The organism is Vibrio sp. J383 (assembly GCF_023503985.1).
Lineage (GTDB): Bacteria > Pseudomonadota > Gammaproteobacteria > Enterobacterales > Vibrionaceae > Vibrio > Vibrio splendidus.
The window spans coordinates 1-19,389 of the sequence record NZ_CP097295.1 but is presented as its reverse complement, the minus strand read 5'-3'; the positions used below and the strand labels follow the sequence as shown (position 1 = coordinate 19,389).

General features: G+C 41.7%; 22 protein-coding genes. 1 reads left to right on the top strand and 21 read right to left on the bottom strand.

Going from position 1 to position 19,389, the window contains the following annotated elements; translation table 11 throughout:
* Positions 1 to 343: 343 nt before the first annotated feature.
* The 20 genes from M4S28_RS25630 to M4S28_RS25535 all read right to left on the bottom strand — a co-directional run bounded on the left by M4S28_RS25630 (position 344) and on the right by M4S28_RS25535 (position 15,897).
* Entirely contained in the window at positions 344 to 679 is a 336-nt protein-coding gene (locus M4S28_RS25630) for a type I restriction endonuclease subunit M (RefSeq protein ID WP_249633828.1), read from the bottom strand.
* Positions 680 to 759: 80 nt separating this feature from the next.
* On the bottom strand, positions 760 to 1,146 hold the full coding sequence (locus tag M4S28_RS25625; RefSeq protein WP_249633827.1) for a DUF7659 family protein: 387 nt from the start codon (positions 1,144 to 1,146) through the stop codon (positions 760 to 762).
* Positions 1,147 to 1,182: 36 nt separating this feature from the next.
* Positions 1,183 to 1,638 (bottom strand): hypothetical protein, encoded by a 456-nt coding sequence (locus M4S28_RS25620; protein WP_249633826.1) that lies wholly within the window; start codon positions 1,636 to 1,638, stop codon positions 1,183 to 1,185.
* Between the two features lie 749 nt (positions 1,639 to 2,387).
* On the bottom strand, positions 2,388 to 2,672 hold the full coding sequence (locus M4S28_RS25615) for a DUF1640 domain-containing protein (RefSeq protein WP_139686193.1): 285 nt from the start codon (positions 2,670 to 2,672) through the stop codon (positions 2,388 to 2,390).
* A 92-nt stretch (positions 2,673 to 2,764) separates the two neighbouring features.
* Complete coding sequence (locus tag M4S28_RS25610; protein ID WP_249633825.1) at positions 2,765 to 4,687, bottom strand: DUF3560 domain-containing protein; 1,923 nt, start codon at positions 4,685 to 4,687, stop codon at positions 2,765 to 2,767.
* A 347-nt stretch (positions 4,688 to 5,034) separates the two neighbouring features.
* A protein-coding gene (locus tag M4S28_RS25605; RefSeq protein WP_249631935.1) for an IS3 family transposase occupies positions 5,035 to 6,212 on the bottom strand; the annotation gives its coding sequence in 2 pieces (ribosomal slippage) (positions 5,035 to 5,954 and positions 5,954 to 6,212; 1,179 coding nt in all).
* 148 nt (positions 6,213 to 6,360) lie between these two features.
* Positions 6,361 to 8,178, bottom strand: a complete 1,818-nt coding sequence (locus M4S28_RS25600) for a ParB/RepB/Spo0J family partition protein (protein WP_249633824.1) — start codon at positions 8,176 to 8,178, stop codon at positions 6,361 to 6,363.
* 464 nt (positions 8,179 to 8,642) lie between these two features.
* Positions 8,643 to 9,038, bottom strand: a complete 396-nt coding sequence (locus M4S28_RS25595) for a hypothetical protein (RefSeq protein WP_017098253.1) — start codon at positions 9,036 to 9,038, stop codon at positions 8,643 to 8,645.
* Complete coding sequence (locus tag M4S28_RS25590; RefSeq protein ID WP_050613175.1) at positions 9,035 to 9,259, bottom strand: hypothetical protein; 225 nt, start codon at positions 9,257 to 9,259, stop codon at positions 9,035 to 9,037. Before M4S28_RS25590 ends, M4S28_RS25595 begins: the two co-directional genes overlap by 4 nt.
* 14 nt (positions 9,260 to 9,273) lie before the next feature.
* Positions 9,274 to 9,627, bottom strand: a complete 354-nt coding sequence (locus M4S28_RS25585) for a type II toxin-antitoxin system PemK/MazF family toxin (RefSeq protein ID WP_017098244.1) — start codon at positions 9,625 to 9,627, stop codon at positions 9,274 to 9,276.
* Complete coding sequence (locus M4S28_RS25580) at positions 9,627 to 9,881, bottom strand: AbrB/MazE/SpoVT family DNA-binding domain-containing protein (RefSeq protein WP_017098243.1); 255 nt, start codon at positions 9,879 to 9,881, stop codon at positions 9,627 to 9,629. The genes M4S28_RS25585 and M4S28_RS25580 overlap by 1 nt, the downstream gene beginning before the upstream one ends.
* Before the next feature lie 79 nt (positions 9,882 to 9,960).
* Positions 9,961 to 10,590, bottom strand: coding sequence for a tyrosine-type recombinase/integrase (locus tag M4S28_RS25575; RefSeq protein ID WP_249633823.1), 630 nt, complete (start codon positions 10,588 to 10,590; stop codon positions 9,961 to 9,963).
* On the bottom strand, positions 10,590 to 11,885 hold the full coding sequence (locus tag M4S28_RS25570; protein ID WP_249633822.1) for a coiled-coil domain-containing protein: 1,296 nt from the start codon (positions 11,883 to 11,885) through the stop codon (positions 10,590 to 10,592). Before M4S28_RS25570 ends, M4S28_RS25575 begins: the two co-directional genes overlap by 1 nt.
* Before the next feature lie 399 nt (positions 11,886 to 12,284).
* Positions 12,285 to 12,488, bottom strand: coding sequence for a hypothetical protein (locus tag M4S28_RS25565; RefSeq protein WP_249633821.1), 204 nt, complete (start codon positions 12,486 to 12,488; stop codon positions 12,285 to 12,287).
* Positions 12,489 to 12,490: 2 nt separating this feature from the next.
* Positions 12,491 to 12,664 (bottom strand): helix-turn-helix domain-containing protein, encoded by a 174-nt coding sequence (locus tag M4S28_RS25560; protein ID WP_249633877.1) that lies wholly within the window; start codon positions 12,662 to 12,664, stop codon positions 12,491 to 12,493.
* A gap of 94 nt (positions 12,665 to 12,758) precedes the next feature.
* On the bottom strand, positions 12,759 to 13,340 hold the full coding sequence (locus tag M4S28_RS25555) for a DUF2913 family protein (RefSeq protein WP_249633876.1): 582 nt from the start codon (positions 13,338 to 13,340) through the stop codon (positions 12,759 to 12,761).
* A gap of 582 nt (positions 13,341 to 13,922) precedes the next feature.
* Positions 13,923 to 14,246, bottom strand: a complete 324-nt coding sequence (locus tag M4S28_RS25550) for a hypothetical protein (protein ID WP_249633820.1) — start codon at positions 14,244 to 14,246, stop codon at positions 13,923 to 13,925.
* A gap of 280 nt (positions 14,247 to 14,526) precedes the next feature.
* The gene (locus M4S28_RS25545) at positions 14,527 to 14,700 is read right to left on the bottom strand and encodes a hypothetical protein (RefSeq protein WP_170213771.1); all 174 of its coding nucleotides are present in this window, start codon (positions 14,698 to 14,700) and stop codon (positions 14,527 to 14,529) included.
* Between the two features lie 99 nt (positions 14,701 to 14,799).
* The gene (locus tag M4S28_RS25540; protein WP_249633819.1) at positions 14,800 to 15,081 is read right to left on the bottom strand and encodes a hypothetical protein; all 282 of its coding nucleotides are present in this window, start codon (positions 15,079 to 15,081) and stop codon (positions 14,800 to 14,802) included.
* Between the two features lie 51 nt (positions 15,082 to 15,132).
* Positions 15,133 to 15,897, bottom strand: a complete 765-nt coding sequence (locus M4S28_RS25535) for a ParA family protein (RefSeq protein ID WP_249633818.1) — start codon at positions 15,895 to 15,897, stop codon at positions 15,133 to 15,135.
* A gap of 175 nt (positions 15,898 to 16,072) precedes the next feature.
* On the opposite strand from M4S28_RS25535, the gene M4S28_RS25530 reads away from it, so the two are divergent.
* Positions 16,073 to 17,041: an Rpn family recombination-promoting nuclease/putative transposase gene (locus M4S28_RS25530; RefSeq protein ID WP_249633817.1), complete on the top strand. Its 969-nt coding sequence runs from the start codon at positions 16,073 to 16,075 to the stop codon at positions 17,039 to 17,041.
* Positions 17,042 to 17,936: 895 nt separating this feature from the next.
* Here M4S28_RS25530 and M4S28_RS25525 read toward each other — a convergent pair.
* The gene (locus M4S28_RS25525) at positions 17,937 to 18,776 is read right to left on the bottom strand and encodes a hypothetical protein (RefSeq protein WP_249633816.1); all 840 of its coding nucleotides are present in this window, start codon (positions 18,774 to 18,776) and stop codon (positions 17,937 to 17,939) included.
* Positions 18,777 to 19,389 lie beyond the last annotated feature (613 nt).

Here is a 19,389-nt window from a genome sequence, read left to right as displayed (position 1 = left end):
AGAATCACTATATCAGCATAGTAGAACCCTAAAGATATATTCAACATTCACCACATCAAAAAATACCCTTCACCCTGCTAGACCTTAATGACTCGAAAATCAAAACGATCTCATTATTATTGTGGTGGTTCCACAGTATTGACAGAAAAAAATGAAGGTTATAGTCGGATGACAAAGAAAAATACAGCGTAAAAACGAGCACTTATTCACAGAGTACCTATACTCAACTTAGCCACATAGTTTATTGTGAATAAGTGCGAATCGATTTTTAAAACCGAAACCAGAAAGTAAAACGCAAAAAAATCCAGTCATTGACTGGATTTGTTTCTAGTTGAAATCGTGATTAATATTCATTCGGTAATAATACCGTCGTCACACTGCGATCCCATTCGGTAATGATCCAAATTTGTTTATCACACAACCGATAGCCTGACAGAATGCGCTCCCCTGTTTTAGTGGCTTCGTCATTTGAAATCTTATCTTCAATTGGCATATTCCCCCAATCGCCATTTTGGTGACGCATTAAACAGACACGCAAGCTGGCGCCGATATTTTTACGTAATAAAGCGTCGATACCTTGCGTGATCACCACCTTGCCTAAATCAAATGGCTGTGCTGTACAAACGTAAGTCTGAACTTTCATTTTTTCTTTGGTTGAGATAATATTTAGCTCGTTCATTTTTAAATAACCGTATGTTTAAGTTTTGGACACTGCCTAGATATTTGTTCGAGCAAATATCTAGGCGTTTTCATATGGAATTAATACACATTCTCTGTCTGTCGGACATGGTTAAACACCGCGTAAATTTCCTCGCTTGAGACGTTGTAATCGGTGAGTTTTTCAACACAGTCACGGATGTCATTGCTATAGAAACATTCGTGGTTGAATAGCTCACGACGAATGATCGCTTTGATGCCATTTTCAGCAATATCTTGTGCGATCGCTTCCTTTTGGATCTCATCCAATTTTTCAATCAAAGCACTCGCATTACTCTCTGGCACGATCATACCAAACCCTAGCGACACGTATTTGATCCCCTCTTTTTTTGCTGCTGCGAATTGCTCATTAGAAAAGGCGAAGAACGCGCCTAGCTCATCAAAGACAAGGGTTTGTTTGTCATTCATATAGTGTGATAGATATTTCATGCTTATCAGTTCCTTATGTCGTGATAAAAAAGCCAATCAAAACGGGCAAAGGTCGAACGAAAACAATTTTTCTGACGATGTTGATACATCCATGACGATAAAATTGTCGTTTAATGAGCCAAGTTGAAAATGTCGCAATATCTGAAAGCGGACTTTTGAGAGTGTGGACGGATAGAGCTGCCCCTCGCACATCGTAAATCCTGCGTTTTTCAATTCCGCTATAGAGATATGGCTCCCCTGTGCAATAGAGAACCCTTGGTTTTCGTAGCGTTTAATGGCGTTCGATAAATCCGCAACACGAACATGAAAAGCCGTCATTTCATTGTCTTTATCTTCAAGGAAAGCCAATTCCAGCTTTGCATCCTGATATTCACAATCAGAGTGCAACACTAAAGAGGAATCATTTTTTGGTGAGCTTTCGTGCCCAACGGCGAAACGTTGGTCGCTGTTTGGCATTTTAGGGAGAGTTAGGGTTGAGTTTTGTTGCGCCATGAGGAGTTTCCTTTTTGTTTGAGTATCACTTTTCGGAGCCGCTTAGCTGTCCGCACTCACAACATCGTTCTGATTTGACAAGGGGCTAGTAGCCCTTAGCAGCTTGCTGCTCTAGGGATACAGCGCGAAGCCTCCCTTGCAAGGCAGGTTGTGTTGAGAGAAGGTAAAACAGCTTGCGAGTCCGTAACGTGATGCGAGTAGAAAGGAAAATCGGCGCATAAAAAAACCAGCCCTTACTCGAACTTAATGTCAGGCAGTGAAAGGCAACGAGGAGGCACGACGAGGCGCAGCTACGCAGTAGCGTAGGCGTTCAGGATTGCAGCGATATCCTTTTAGATAGGGGCTGTAGAGAGGCACATCCTGGGGCGGCACGCAGTGACTCATCAGGGTGATGTCACTCTTAGGCCATAGATGAAAGATACCAGCGAAAAGCCTTGCCCGAAGGGTAACGCCCAACTCAAGCCTTCACCACAACGTAGCCCTTCAAATCGACCTTAAACCATGATGATAAAAAAGCCGCCTATCAATCCCTATAAGCCACAAATGCACAAAATAACACGAAGACAAAGCAGCATAATCAGACATTGAGTAAATGGGCGCAGAGTGGCACTGAGAGCCGTTTTAACGACCGCTTGCGGTCGAGCCTTTGGCTCAACTTCTTTTAGCGCGAGTGTTGAAGCGATCGAGGGCATAACGAGGACAAAAAATGCCTCTAGGATAAGAGGCATTTAAGGCAATATGTTTGACTATTAAACGTTGATATTATTACCAAGCCAAAAGGCTGCACCGGCTACAGTCGCAATCATCGCGAAAGCGGTTGCAATAATGAGGTTTTTAATGGAATCAATCTTATCCGTAAGATCATTACGGACATCTTGAACTTCATGACGAACATCTTGAACTTCATGGCGAACCGTTTCGATTTTTTGGTCGAGTTCTTTACGCGTATCGTTTAACTGCTCTTGAGTGGCAGCATGGGCAGTTAAGTTGATCAACTCTTCAACGCTTAATGTGACTTTGCTTGATTCAGACATAGTAGATACCCTATTTAATTATCTTGAGTTTACTGCATTACGTTATGGAAGTCATTCACGTGTGAATACGAGTGAATGACTCATATTTTTGATTAATTCAGAAGAGTGATGAGTCTTTTTGTCACCGATACGGCATTAGGTGTTAATTTACGAACCCACGCTTTAGAGTATCGTGACCACTTAAACCCATTACTTTTTAATTTCTGTCGAATAACTTCGTCTGGGATACCCTCAAAAGAAAACTTAATGCGTCCCTCTTCCTCGTACAACTCCCAAGCCGTCCCCATGCTTTCACCACTCTCCTGTAACGGCTCCTCATTGTGTAACGACACCAATTCAACGAGTCGTTTGTTTATCGTGCGGATCATTGCATTATTATTTTTAAGGGCATAACTGGCAAAGCCTAGCCCTCCCCATGCGTCAGGTTTTAACAAATTTTTCGCTTTTTCTTCGGTTTGCCCATGCGTCTTAACTAAGAATTCGATCTTATCTTCTTCGCTCATGTGGGGAGCACGAACCACTTTATTTACGGCTTTCATCAATTCTTGAGATTTAACGCGAGCCTCTAACTTTTCCTTGAGTTTACCGACCGCTTCGGGGTCGTCTGACGCGATACCAGCAGAGCCAACACTATCAGCGCGACGGCTGAGATATTCCGCTTTATCCTGAGCTTCTACACTTTTTCGCATGTTTGTATTGATGCTCTCCGCGTGTCTACGGTGCTTCGCTTCTGAATGATGACCAACAAGGATTGGCTGACCGAACGGCAACATTTTCCCTAATGTACTCGCAGTATTAAACCGCTCATTAGACACCGATCCCGCTTTAGCGGCGCGATCTTCTAATCGCTCACGCTTCGTTTCTTGTCGCTCTTGATAGTCCCCTAGAGCTACGACTTTACGGGTGTTATCTTGGGTCGGTGGTGTTGGTTTTTTTTCATCACGGTTAAGCGGTGACAGGTAGCCGTCAATTAACGCCTTTGTCACTTGCTCAAACGTAAAGCGCACTTTAGACAGTGCAATGAGTTTAATGTCACTCACAGCAGCGTAGTAATGATTTAACGTAGGGTAGTCTGCATCAATATCATGTCTGAATCGCTCCAAATCACCATTCTCAAACTCGATATACATCATCGTCTTACTGTACCCCTTGTTGCGACCGACTTCCCTCGCTTCTTGGGTTGCTTTGGTGTTGTAATCGTCTAGCGTATACGCATCACCATCAGAGAATAGATTTGATTCACTCCAATCAATGACAACTTGCTTCACGATGGCCGTTTTTTTTAAGTGTTCGTATTTATCGAACGACGTTAATAAAACGGATTCTTTCACCTCTTCGCTTTCCTCAGCGTCAAGGGGATCATTCTCAAAAATAGCGGTGTCCTCGCCTCGTGAATCCAATGAAAAAGTCATGACGACATCATTAGAAAAATGGTAGATACAATCACATACCGTAGCCTTCACCAGAACCCCGTCATGGACAGTTAATAAAATAACCATGTCGCTGTAGTTCTTTTCGTACCAATCCCAAAATTCCGCTTTATCCATCGTGACAGGCTGATTACTTCTAAAGCAATCATCCATACCCATTGATTGAGTTTTTAAGATCAACGAATCCGCAAGCTCCAACAACTTAGTAATTTTGGCCTTAGCATTTTTACGCAATTTGCCAGCCTTAAACGAGGTTAAAAAATCCTGCTTCTCTTTGCTCTTAGAGGGATCATTTTGTGCAGTTGCCTGAGAGTCCAACGTCGATACGTTGGTCGCGATTTGAACGTTAGTGTGAGTTTGAGATGGATTCACTAGCATGGCTTTGCCCCTTGTTGTTTGAGTATCACTTCGCTTGTCGCCTGACTTCTTTAGCTCATTACAAGGTTCTGCTTTACAAGGGCGCGTAGCGTTCATATACCCTTGTAAAACAGGTTCTGTGATGAGATATCTAGAAGGAAGAGCAGAAAGCGTTGTGATGCGAGTCAGGGCAAATAAGCCGGCTAGTGAATCAAGGTCATTACTCACACTTGAGTTCAGATGGTGAAAGGCAACGAGGAGGCACGACGAGGCGCAGCTACGCAGTAGCGCAGGCGTTCAGGATTGCAGCGATATCCTTTTAGATAGGGGCTGTAGAGAGGCACATCCTGGGGCGGCACGCAGTGACTCATCAGGGTGATGTCACTCTTAGGCCATAGATGAAAGATACCAGCGAAAAGCCTTGCCCGAAGGGTAACGCCCAACTCAAGCCTTCACCGACACGTAGCCCTTCAAATCGACCTTAAACCATGATGATAAAAAAGCCGTCGATAAGGTCCTGTAAGCCCCACTCCCTAACGAATCGGATTAACATCAACGAACGTAAACTGTAGTGGTCAAGTAAAACTGGCCACAGTTTTATAAGGGAACCAAAACTGTCGTTCCGACTCATTTGGTGTTAATCCACCATTGTATTGATGTGGACGATGCTGGTTGTAATAACCAACCAAATAATCCGTTATTGCTTTCTGTGCCTCTGTAAAACTTCTATAGCCATTCTTTGGTACCCATTCCGTTTTTAAACTTCTGAACACTCGCTCCATAGGACTATTATCCCAACAGTTCCCTCGACGACTCATACTTTGAGTGATTCGATATCTCCATAGCAACTGACGATATTTTTTACTCGTATAGTGGCAACCTTGATCCGAGTGGAACATTACACCAGACGGCCTTCCGCGGCTCTCATTGGCCATGGTCAGCGCCTTGCCAGTCAATACACTATCTGGTGAGTTAGACATTGCCCAACCGATGACTTTTCGTGCGAACAAGTCAATAACAACGGCTAGATAAGACCATCTCTCCCCCGTCCAGATATAAGTCACATCGCCACACCAGACTTGATTCGGCTCAGTCACCGCGAACTGACGATTTAACCGGTTAGGTATATGAACATGTTCCTGCTGTGTTTTTTTGTACGTATGTTTTGCTAGCTGGCAACTGACTAAGTCTAGTTCTTTCATGAACTTACTTGCTCGGTAACGGCTAAGTCGAATACCTCTTGCTGTGACTATGTCAGCAATGGTTCTCGCTCCAGCGGAACCATTGCTCAGCTCATAAGATCGGCGAACTTCGGCACGAACAAGCACATGCTCTGACGACAGAGATTTATCTCTATTTGCCCAATAACGATAACTACTGCGATGAACCCCGAACACTTCGCAAAGCCGTTTCACAGCATAACTCTTCTTGAGTTTCTCGATCATCGAGAACCGTTCAGGGAGTCTGACATCAAGAGAGCCGTAGCCTTTTTTAGAATTTCCTTTTCTTCTTCAATGCGTTTGATTTTCTTTTTAAGGTCACGAATTTCTCTTTGCTCTGGAGTGAGTGGTGATGAATTTGGTGTCTTACCAGCTCTTTCAGCTTTGAGTTGCCTTACCCAGCTTTCTAACGTAGTTTTTCCAATCCCCATTGCTTCGCAGGTTTCTTTATAGGAACGTCCCTGGTCAAGCACTAGCTGAGCGCATTCAAGTTTAAATTCTGGGTTAAAAGTGCGTCTTTCACGCTTAGTCATAATGTCACCTGTTTTAGTATCGAGATGATCATACATCACCTCTTAATCAGGTGGCCAAATTAACTATGCCACTACAAACATCACTTTATAGTGAGGCAAAGAGCTTAATAGCGGGGATGCAGTCCGTTAGGACTGCACCTTAAATCGTTTAAAACCCAGTTGGCATCCACTTTACAAAATGTTCTTTCTGCGCGTCTGTTAGCGATTCATCGCCCCCATTTAACCAAGTATCTAGCTGTTTAACTAAGTCACCCTTTTTGAGTGCCTGAGCGCTTTGTAGCCATGTATGTGACATCACAGGACGAGCAATATTAATTAACGTCTCTTTATCGATGCGCTTCAAAAAGCTGTCCGTATCTGGTCGCCAGTATTGCGCACTATCAATGCTGACTTTTGCGCGTACTTGTGTAGATAAGTCGTTTTGGTGATAAGGTGCTTTGAATGCCATTGCTGACACAAACACCAACATGGCTTCTTTTTCTTCGCAACTAAGCTGACAAAACGCTTCATAGCTTTTCACTGCGGTTTCTTCATCTAGCCAAGTTAGGTTAAGCCCTGCTTTGTGTACCTCGATAGCATCTAGGGCTTTATTGCGCTCAAATTCGCCCTGCTTGGGGTCGAGACGGGTATCTTTCACCTCAAGCTCGATAGGTGTTGATGAGTATCGACCGCTAAAAACGTTGACGCACAGAGAGTAATAAAGGGCATCAAGAGCGATATTAGGTGCATTAAGCAAGGCTACTTTAGATAACGCTAATTGATGCGCTTTCAAATCATCGCTAAGCGCACCTGAATATTCAGCCTCTAACGCTACACCGTCACTTACTGCAACAGAACTTCCGTCCTCTTTCGCTGCATTCTTTTTCGAAGCTTGCGCTTGCAAGGTTTTCAGGGCTTTACGTTCAGATTTCGCTACTAGCCCCTTAATGATAGCAATATCACCCTTATAGTTTAGGGTCAGAATGCACCCTGCTAACGCTTTCTCGGTTTTCTTGTACTTGCCTTGATTCGCTGTCAGTTCAAAATAGCCACGGGTTTCATCGTGAGTACGGGTGAGAAGTATTTGTGTCCACTTCCACCCTTGCGCTGTCAGCTTATCCGCTTCCAGTTGCATCAATGCGGTCGCCAGTGATTCCATTAGTGTACGGTCTTCAAAATACACCTTGTCAGAGAACAGGTCGGTTGTAACAACACCACCGGCTTGCTCATAGGCTTCTTGACCAACCAACTTTACCAAACCACTTGATGCTTCCAATGCAGACTCTTTGAGCATATTGCGAATTTGACCATCCCCGTAGAATGAGCTGTCTTTCACTCGCTCCCACACTTCAAGCTGACGCTCAGGGCTAGCAATGGTGAATAACATGACACGCTCAAGAGAGACATTACCCTCACGGTACGCATCGAGGACAACCGACTCAACCGCAGCCAATTTCATGCGCTGATGCACGTAAAGCTGCGTTTTACCAAAACGCTGCGCGATGGCTTCTACATTCACGCCGTCTTTCATCATCTTTGCGTAGGCTTCAAACTCATCAACAGGGTGCATCGATGCGCGAGTCACATTTTCAGTTAATGAGATTTCAGTGGCATAAGACTGCGCTTCTGATTCACTCAATACTTTAACGGGGACAAGGTAGTCTGAATTAATACTTCCAGTGTCTACTAGCGCGTTGAGCTGAGTAAGTCTGCGTCCGCCACTGATGACTGGATACGCATCCTTATCATAAGGCAGAGCCACAAGGTTCTGGATAATGCCATGTGCAATAATGGACGCTTGCAGGGATTCATCATCGGCTTTACTTGCTTTGCTTTTACGCACGTTTAAATCAGACACCACTAATTGACTGACAGGCAGCATGACAATAGAGATATCATTTTGTGCAGTTGCCTGAGAGTCCAACGTCGATACGTTGGTCGCGTCTTGACGGTTAGAGGGCGTTGAGATTTGAGTGATGGCGTTCATAAGAATGTATCCTTTTGTTTAGTTGAGTATCACTTCGCTTATTGCCTGATTTCATCGACTCGACTTGAAAGTCTGCTTTGACAAGGGCGCGTAGCGGCGAAGCCTCCCTTGCAAATCGGACGAAAGTTGAGAGATTTAGAAATCAGCGCGATTAAGCAAGTGAGTTCAAGACAAAAGGCAACCAGAGGAAAGCATCAATAAAACGATTACGCCCTCAACACGGCAAGAGGTGAAATGGCAACGAGGAAGAATGACGAGGTGCTGGCGTTCAGGATTGCAGCGGAGTGCCGCCCAGCGATATCTTTTTAGATAGGGTCTGTAGAGAGGCACATTCTGGGGCGGCACGCAGTGACACACCAGGGTGATGTCACTCTTAGGGCATAGGTGAAAGATACCAGCGAAAAGCCTTGCCCGAAGGGTAACGCCCAACTCAAGCCTTCCCCACAACGCAGCCCTTTCACGAGCTATTCTTGGTAAGCGATCAAGTTAAAAAATATAGCGATAATAGAAATAACCATTGTCGCTATAGCTACCCAAAATGCATTTCTTGCATGTTTATTTGCTTGTTCTGCTTTCAGATTAGATTGATACGTAAGATAGCCAAAATAAGCAGGTGCATTTAAAGACCACCTTCCTTGTTCTGCGTGTTGATATGTTGAGGTATTAATTGTAGTTAATCGTTCTAAACTTGATGGCCCTTGTGGTTCCAAACAAGTAGACCTCAGTATTTCAGCGATCCGATAAATCGAAATACCATTAAGTTCTTTCGATTGAGAGGCCTCAGCAACACTAAAATGCTCTCCCTTCTTGGCGTTGTTAATCACAAATTCAACAACTCTTAACACATCAGGCTTTGTCACACCCCTCCCCCAAATTTAATTTTTCTGACAATGAGAACGGATATCGTAGGATGGTGTTCTACTGATTTGATAACACCGCCACAGCTACCATGTTCATTATCCCAATAAATTATGTCGCCTTTACTGACTGGATTAACAAAATATGCATCCGTACCTTCTGATCTAGCAGCACTTTCATTCTCTTGAATGAGTTCTATGAAATACTTAAATTTTTCAGCCATCGTTTTTCCCTCGTTTATTCTTCAAACAGAGACTCAGCCCCAATCAACGGGATAAGTCTTAGTAAAACATCTTCCATCACACCGTTTTCAGCGGTGGTTATCTTCTTCGCGTTACGGTCTTTCCAAGAGAGTGTTTGAATCAAACTTGATGCCACGACACTAGGTTTATCCAAATTCATTACCGGAACCTCGGTAGCTTGACCTCGAATACTGGTACTAATCGGACAACAGATAAGTAACCCCGTTTGCTGATTATATTCTTTACTTGAAAGGACAAGAGCAGGACGGTATTTGCCGATCTCCTTGCCTTTCACGGGTTCAAAATCTAACCAGATAATGTCATTACGTTTAGGGATGTACTGAGCCATTACTCGCCTAACTCCTTACCAGAAACAACCGCTAATTCGTCAGCATGTGCCGTATGAGCATCTAAGCCGTTCAGAAGTTCTTTTTCGCTGAACGGAAAGCGTTTCTTCGGGCGTTTGATTGGTTCGATAGTGATTTTTTTACCATCGGCTTTAACCTCAATATCAGCCCCTTCAACCAAACCAAGCTGACGAATGAACGTAGCAGGAATTATGTTGCCAAGACTATTGCCAATTTTTCGTACTTGAGTGCGCATATCTCAACCTCTATGTGTATACATTATTATAACAACAGTAATTGTATACATTCCAATCTTTGTGTCAACATTGTTATAACTAGAATGCCATATCAGCAATAGCTAACATGCTTACTGTGTCTGTCTCGATAAGTCTTAATGTGGTTTCAAGAGATTTGTTGCCAAGCATCAAATGAATCGTTGGGGTGTCCACTCCATGCCGTTTTAAGCGAACAGCAAACGTTCTGCGACCTGATAAGATACTTGGTTGTTCAATACCTGCGTCAGCCAGTAGCCGCTTAATATGATTATTGAGGGCGTTACAGTACAAACTTGTATTACCTTTTTCAGTTGTTCTACGTTTGATTTTAAAGTGGTCGCCATTGCTTCGCTTGAAGAACGGCGCATCAGCATCAAAGCCATTGTGCAGATCGGGGTGATCACCATCCTTTTGGCGTTTGTTAACGTAGCTCTTGATTAAGTTTTGCAACTTTATATTCGATAGGTAAAAGTCTCGGCTCACCTCACCTTTGACAGTAAAGCATTTTGCTAACTGTCCGTTCTTTTTAACAATATCTCGAACCTGTACGCGACATATTTCTAATGTCGTCATCCCGCTACCCAAAAAGAAACCCATTAGACAAGCATTAAGGTCCGGATCAGGTGTTTGATTTATGACTTTAAAGAGCCAAATTTTGTCCTTGTCTTCGATTAAAATAGGTAATGCCATTAGCTACCCTTCTTAGGATTAACTGCGTCTTTCAAGTTTTTTGTGGCTTCAGCTACTCCATGTAAGACATCGCTTACCGGACTACATTTGACGGTTTTATCAAACAACCTGATCGGATTCATCCCCATATTTTCAACAGATAGGGCTAGCAGACGTTTTTCCAAATCAGAGTCAATTTCTTGGACTTGTTTTTTATACCCTTCAAAGGCCATCGCTGATGCATACTTAAAAGCATAATCTTCCTGTATTCTTATTAGATAATTATTCCTTTGACTACTACTCCATGCAATCCAGATAAACGGAGCTATAACGGGGATTTTCACAATAAAATCAAGGTATTTAAACTCATCTGAGAATAGCCCACTATTAACGAGTAGCATCGCAGAGACCACAGCCGTTAATATAAGTGAACAGATCATTGTCCACCATGATGAACTAATTGGCCTATTTAGTTCGTCTTTCCGTTTTTTGAATGAACCCGCCATGCTTGCTCTGTTAGCATCATCAATGATATTTTGAATGCTTTCTTGCTGTTCGATGATTGTTTTTTTAATGGTATCAATCGAGTCAATTTGCGAGGAGGCATCTTCGTTCCTTGTCTCTAGGTTTTTAATGAGTAGATTGAATCTATCAACACTTCCTTGATAGGCAACTTTGTTTCTGACAATTTGATTTTTGGTGGTAATAATCTGCTCTACTTCAGTTTCAGCAGTATTCGCGTCACGTGTCAAAGAATCTAATTGCTTATCAACTTGATTAACAACATTGTCGACATGTGATGTAGTATCTTCATACTGGGAATGATAGGCTTTTAAATCTTCCTTCACGGCTTTGATAAGATCGGCAGATTCATCGATTTCAACTTTGTAATCTAGATAGCTTTGAAGCTGTTCTTGATAAATTTTCAAATCTTCTTTTAAGATACTGATCTGAGACTCATTGCGAATACTTTCTTCTATCACTAAAAGATATGTTTGCTTAACTAAATTCCTGATTTTGAAGATACTTTCCAAGAAATCGTTGAACTTCACCTCTCTATTAAATTCTCTTAAGAAGTCGTCTTTTAGATAATCTGTAGACGCCTTAGTTAACTCCGCAAGGGTGCGTTTCATAAAGATCACATCAAATGTTTCACGCTTCTCTGAAAGCCCTTCTAGTAAGCCATATGTTTCATCCAAACATTCAATCAATAAATCCCTGTTTATCCCTTGAAAACCGTATATATCAGGTGCTGAAGGTAACTTATCAGTTATGACTCTCTTAAGTCTGGTTATAGAAGATTTTGCAGTTTTCATTGAATATCCTAGAACAATTAATTGAGCCTAAGCATACCATATGCAGTTAAGTTGGTATGTGTATGTTTTTTGAAATTACTAATATACACACATAGATAAGCGAAAATTTCTTTAAACGCTATTTCACGACTTGGTTTTAAAGGGTTTAGGGGAAAACACAAGATGTGGTGTAATCGATTCGCGCAAAAGCCACTAGATATAGTGGTGGTTAACTTTGGCCTAACTGTTGGTAAGTTTTGCAAAAAGTTTACCAGTGCTCGATGCAACAGGGGAAAGCGGATAAAGCACAAGATAGTGAAAAACACGGTCAGTATATGCTGGCGACAAGTTATCGTAGGCAATAAATATCTGTCTATTTTTATGAACTTCGACCATACAATAAGCTTGTCGCTAACAATCTCAAGTATTGATATTAACCCACGACCCGTTAACTTTTTGGGCAACAAGAATGCCCGCCACATCAAATACCTGAATAAGAATTGAGTCATTATTTTGAGCGGCATTAGACGCCGACGTTTTTACACCTTTCATTCCTTTCATATAGCCACTGTACTCGGTGAGTACAACATCACCAATAGAAAGCTTAACGTTATAAAAAGCCATATCTACATCTCCTTACGGGACGAATTGGGGTGTAAATCCCTTCTCGATTGCAGAAGCCGCTCATATTTAGCACTCAATGTTCCCCTGTTCATTCCCAAGAACCTTGCGGCTTTGGTTATATTTCCTCTCGTATGTATAACCGTCTCGTCAATAAGAAGCTCCTCAACGACTTTCATCACGTAGCTTAAGTCATGTGTAGCCGTTGTAGAGCCTACCTCTACTAACTGAGCTTGGATTAACTCTCTAATTTTTGGTTGATCTATCAAGTGACTATTCCTTCCTATGCAGCAACAAATGAATCACTTCATGCTCATCAACAAAATCGACTTCGACGCGATAAGTGCCTTTGCTTTGTACTGAATCAATCAAAGCTTTTAATCGGTGAGTTTTCACGGTCATTGCCAGCGGTTTGATTTGAATATTTTCAGCATCAAATCCTTTTTCGATTTCTTCCTGCGTCATATATAGGGTATCCACTTCCATTGCTTCATTCGTGTTTTCTAGCATAGAGGGAAATTGGTGTTGTTCAAAAATATCGGTCAGCATAATGTAAAGCTCATCAGCTTGCGAAAAACGGGCTTGATAGCTCAAATTAACGTCATTCATCTCCCACAACCTTTGTTCAAGGTTGCCGCCGGCATGTCGGCCAATACTCAGCATCGTTTTAATTTCTTTTTTACAGTTCGCAAATTGGGTCTGTTTAACTTTAGGTTTGATGAACTTCACCAAATATTCATTTCTTTTTTTTACTGTCCAGTACCCACCATCGTTTTTAATCGAACAATACAAAGCAAGAAGCGCGTTGGTCACGAGTTCATTGAAGGCTTGGAAATATTTCAGCTTACGACTCATATTTATACTTAGAGGTTGAGAATAGAGCAATGTTATCAGAAACCTGTTAGCCCTTACAGAATCTGGCTAGAGAGCAAACTATGGCCTGACTGCTGAAATGGTGAATGGTTCTGACAAATTTAAAACGGTTCGCTTAATGAGATCCTTGGTGATGTTAAGAGAGCAATTGAGATATTGTTGGGTGACAAAGATCAGTTTCGAAAAAAACGGATTATTGTTCACTAATGGCTTTCTCCCTTTCACTCGAACTTCAGAACGATCGACCACGTGATCACCCTCTCCGTCCTCGGTACACACCCATTCATTTATATTCAAGTTCAAATCCAATAAGATAGATTTGTGCTGGTTGCTATATGCTTGCATGTAGAGACAGTGCAAAGCCGACAAGCAATCGCGCGTCAGTTTTTACATTCAACGGCAAATTCAAGGCTTAAACGCATAGGTCCAATTAAGCTCCATTATTTTTCCAGTCACGCCATAAGCTTACTGTTTAACTGACTATAACTGTCTGATTAATTGTTTAACTATTTTCATTTAATCATTCCTTGGTTTCCCTATCGAGAGCACCAAAAAAATTTCAGCTTATTTGATATTACTCTCATCATGAAGAGCATCTAGCTCACTAGCAAGATCCCGGAAATAAGCCGCCCATAATTTAGTCTGCTTTTTAGACAACTTCACCTCAGCAAGTAACTCATCAATTGAAAACTTTCGTTCTGGGATATCAGGAGAAAGATAAAGATTCAACTTCCCCACCTTAGTCAGTTCTAAATGGGGAGCCAATGGCCAAGACAAGGCTTTAGTATCGATAAAATTTCTCAGTAACATAAAAGAAGACTCCATTTTTATTCTTGATTTTTTAATGCTAACAAAAGATCCCGCATCAGGATCAATTTTTAAAGGCAATCTGATAGCGGTCAGCTAGATTGAAATCAAAAAGCTCTAGTTTTGAGACTTAGAGGGCAAAATCGAGTCGAAATAAAAAGGCATCACAAGTGTTTAACATTTATCAGAAAACTGTAATTAACTTTCAGAAGGGAAATCTAGGGTGTGGAAATAGAAGAGGCTGACTTTCGAGCGGTTGTAGCTAGAGTCGTCCCCTAACGCGCAAAAGCCAGCCTAATTTTATCAATTTAACATATTATACATAATCACCACCGAAAAACACCATGTGGTAAAGTAATTATCACTCACACTCCTCTAGGTAGTTCTTGATGGCCTGTCGTCCAACGAATGCGGCAATCACTTCTTGTTGGTTGGGGCGAAAGTAGTTGCGTTCCATGAGGCTAACCAACGTATCGAGTTCTTCATTAGTCACGCTTTGGTTTAGGGTGTGAGTTATGCTACAGTTCAATTGCATCTTAATTTCCTCTTAGGGGTTTTGATGTGTACCTCCTTGTATTCGTCTCGTAAACATTACAAGGAGGTATTTTTTATAGTCTTTGTAATACTTTTAGTATTACAAAGAATCTATCATTTTTGCCAGTTCTTCTTGACTTACGGCACCAGAATTATTCAAACGAACCAAGGCACGTAGTAACTTAGCTGGGGTTACCTTTGTAACTACTTTGGCTTTAACATTTGCAACAGCTAGGGCAATTTCAGCCTTATCATAGTCATTAAAACGATAACATGTTGGAGCACTCTGTTTAGCCTGAACTCTACTAACCTTTGTGATAGTTGTTATTGGCTCATCAACCTTTTCGCGATCGCCTCTTTTTTTTCTGTTTTTCAAATCCATAAACGTAATACTATTAGTAATACCAAAAGATACAATGTAATACTATTAGTACTACATCAAGTCTAAAATTTCTTTAACTAAAGATTTATAATCATTAATCGCTACAGAGCCTTTCTTATATTTGCTCAATGGAAGTGACATAAATGATGCTTGCCCAATATCTTCACATCTTCTGATCGATGTTTTGAGAAATCTATGATTAGCAATATCGAGCAAATCTTCTTCTATTACTGTATTGATTTTCTTATTTTTTACAGCAACCTCATTTCGAAATACGTAATAGTTCAACATTTCACCTTGAGCGACTTCATTGAGAGCATCTAACAAGTCTTCGAGACCATCCAAAGCAAAAACGCCACTATTAACAGGCATTAAAAATAAATCTGCAGCTACTATTGCATTAGTTGTAGTTAAAGATAAATTCGGCGGACAGTCTAAAATTATGAAATCGTATTGATCTTTTATCCTATCAAGGTGCTTACTCAATCGATGTTCTCGAAAACTGAGAGTTAAACCCGACTCTATGACACGGCTAAGTCTTATATCTGTTGGGATGTAGAAAAAGTTAGAAGAATGTTCGGATTCTGCAATGAGATCCGAGATATCTACCGTATTATCTTTAAGAAATAGCTGCATAACATTTTTAAGAAACCTAGCTTCTCCACCAGAAACAACCTTAGAAAAGTTTCCTTGTGGATCGAGATCTATTCCAAGAACTTTATAACCTTGATTGGTCAAAGTATCAGATAAGTTTATAGCGGTAGTTGTTTTACCAACACCGCCCTTCTGATTTAGTAAAGCAATCACTTTGCTCATACACACCTCAAGTAATACATTTAGTATTACTTGATAATACACCACACTCAAAAAAAAGCAAATAAGTAATACTAAATGTATTACTTATTTGCTCATTCTAATATTGGATTCCGACGTAGACCAACCTAAATAAATCTCTGGTATGATAACTACAAATCTATACAGAACAGTACTAATGAAAACACCAACATCGATACATGACGGATTGTTTAAATCGTTCCTGACAGTGCCAGAAACAGCTAAAGATTTCTTAAACATCCATTTGCCAGAGCGCATCAAGCAAATCTGCAATCTCGATACACTCCGGCTTCAACCTGGTTCATTTTTAGAAGAAGAGCTAGTGCCGTACTATTCAGACGTACTTTACTCAATGAAGACAGAGGAAGGGGTAGGGTATGTATACGCTTTGATAGAGCATCAAAGCAGACCAGATAAGCATATGGGCTTTCGCATGATGCGATATGCTATTGCCGCAATGAAGCAACACCTAGATGCCGGTAATGACACATTGCCTTTGGTTGTACCCTTGCTGTTCTATCATGGCAAAACGAGCCCATACCCGTACAGCACAAATTGGCTGGACGAATTTGAACATCCAGAGATGGCCAAGACACTGTATAGCCAGAATTTTCCTTTGGTGGATGTAACTGTGATGCCAGATGATGAGATCATTCAGCATAAACGAGTGGCGTTGTTAGAGTTGGTTCAAAAGCATGTACGGCAAAGAGACTTATTGGATTTTACAGACACACTGGTTACACTGTTATTAGAGCGGTTAATCACAACCAACCAATTAGACAGTTTAGTAGAATATTTGCTGAGAGTAGGGGAGACATCAAATCTAGAAGATTTGATGCGCACATTAGCTCAACAAGTCCCAGAGCATGAGGAGCGTTTCATGACAGTAGCAGAACAATTAGAAGCCCGCGGTCGAGAGCAAGGCTTAAAACAAGGTTTAGAACGAGGCTTAGAACGAGGCTTAGAGCAGGGATTAGAACAAGGTCGCCAAGAAGGTGAAGCATCTGGCCAACAAGCTGCGAAACTTGCTATAGCTAAAAAAATGCTGGCAACGGGTTTAGACAAATCGTTGATCTCTGAAACCACAGGATTGACAGAGAAAGAGCTTTTAACTCTTATTAACTGATCACAGGCTCAAAATAGCGAGATGGAAACATTTCGCTATTTTTACAACCCAAATACGTTACACTGTAACAATGTTGATATTTAGCAATCCCTTATCAACCCTCTCTTCTTTTGCTCAAGATCTGCGCAGATCAAATTAGATCCGCTGCCCTGTCACTTTTCTATTCCATGAGTCGCTGTGCGACGAGTACCAAAACGCGCTCGCGTAGCGAGTAAGACGCTCTCTAATCATTTCAGATGAAGGAAAATGTATCGATGAAGTAACGGGGACGGAAATTGCCCTTCGCCTTGCTAGAATGCGCGAGCGAAGCGAGTAAGAGATGCGTTGTTGGTTGATGTGACTCGTGGTTATTGTGGTGGTTCCACATATCTTAAGTATATGCTCAAGAGTTTCCTGTCGAATGACAAAAGAAAAGTCCAGCGCAGCCAGCGATAGCGTTGTTATTTTTTAGCTCAGTAAAGCTTAATGCTGGCTGTGGGTACCTTGGAGCGTAGCGACCGCTGTTTTAGGATCGATCAAGTTAGATTTGGGGATGAGACTGACGCGCTATCGCTTGTCGGCTTCACACCGGCTCTACATACAAGTATGTAGCAGCCAGCGTGAACCTAAACTTTTTATCTAATGTTTACTTAAATATTTATTTATATACGAAGTTTAACTACGGAGTACACATAACCGCAGTCCATTTTTTAGAGCCATCTTTGTGCTCTTCTCTTACACGCTTTTATTGCACCCCCTTTTGAAATTAATGTAAAAAAGCGACTCAGAACGATAGGGAGGGGAGGGGGCTCAGGGTTAGACTCTGGTAAATACGAAGAATATTGGTGGATCTTTAACCAAAAATAGGCTTCGAACGTGCAAAACCCTCCGCCGTTAAGCGGATACTTCTCTATAGCTAGTGCGGGGAAGGGGAGTAGTGAGGCGTTGCTGTGAACAGGTTAGCCACGTTCTTAGCAAAATCATTACAGCGCGTCGCGTTGTAGATCTCCTGAATACCAGAAGCAATGGTGCGGAAGTTTAGCCAGTCAAAACGCAAGCCTTTCTTTTCCATGCGTTTGCGAGAGGCAATAATCAACTCACAAATATTAGGATAGCGCACCACTTTAATGTCTCTAAAGAAAGCTTCGGTAAATTGCTTATAAGCGGCTGCGCTGCGCACTGTACCTTCGGCATCATCGACGCACACATTAATGCGCTCACTGTACAAGTAAGTCGCACGTTGCAAGTATCGAATCACCTTAGCGAATGACTTCGGTGAAATATATTCGCCCCAACGTAGCGCGTAGTCTTCCTGCAACTGGTCATAGCTGATGGTTTTCAAACCGGCTTCGGTCGGCACACCGATACGGCCACCTATCAAATCCGTATTCGGTAAGATACAAGCTAAGGCTTTGGCGATCAGCGTTCGGCATTGGATGTTATTGATCGCCGCACCGCCCCAAGCGAATAGGGCAGGGAAGCGCTGGGGATTATGGATAAACTCTTGGCACGCTTTCAATATAAAAGCGTACTCGTGGGGAAGATTGACCACCTCACCACTACGAAGCAAACGTTGAGCCTTAAAACCGATCGCGTAATCGTCCTGGTTAAGTTCAACCTCGTGTTGAGCTGACTTAGGATTGAGCACTTCATGGTGCATCTCAATGAGTTCACGCTTACGTGCTTTACGCATCAAACGATACGCTTTGTCATATTGGGATTTGGCTAACGCTGGTGCGAGGTTATCTGCAAACATGAGACTCGCCCTCTAAGCCATAACCGAGCCAGATCAAAGTGTGAGGATCTGATTCTAATGCGGTTACTACTGAGGTCTGGAGTCTGAGGGTCGCTTGCCATAGGCAAGACACAATGGGATTTTTCATATTTTGATTCCGATAGTTTTAGGGTTGTTTGGATTGAGAGTCCAAACAATAAGATTTCAATTTACACAAGATCTGCAAAAAGATCAAATGCTTAAATTTCAGGCACAAAAAAGCCGTTCACTATCGGGAGAACGGCTACTTTGCGAATGCTATTTAGTTAGGCTCTCACCCCTAACACACTCTCAATTCTTAAAAAATACACTACATAGAAAACTATGTAGTAGCGTGCTATGTAATGCACTTTTCACTTTAAGAATCTGAGTAAAGTATAACGCACTTACTTTATGAGTCTCAAGTCTTAAATCACATTTTCACAAAATCGTTTAACATAATGAATATTATACGTAGTTATATCAATAACTTAAAGCCTATTATTACAATATGTGATATCTAATCACATATTATACTTTATTAATATAAATTTAATAGCCCTTATATTTATTCAACCGCTCAACTTTTAGCCACCTCCTCTCAATAAAACCATTT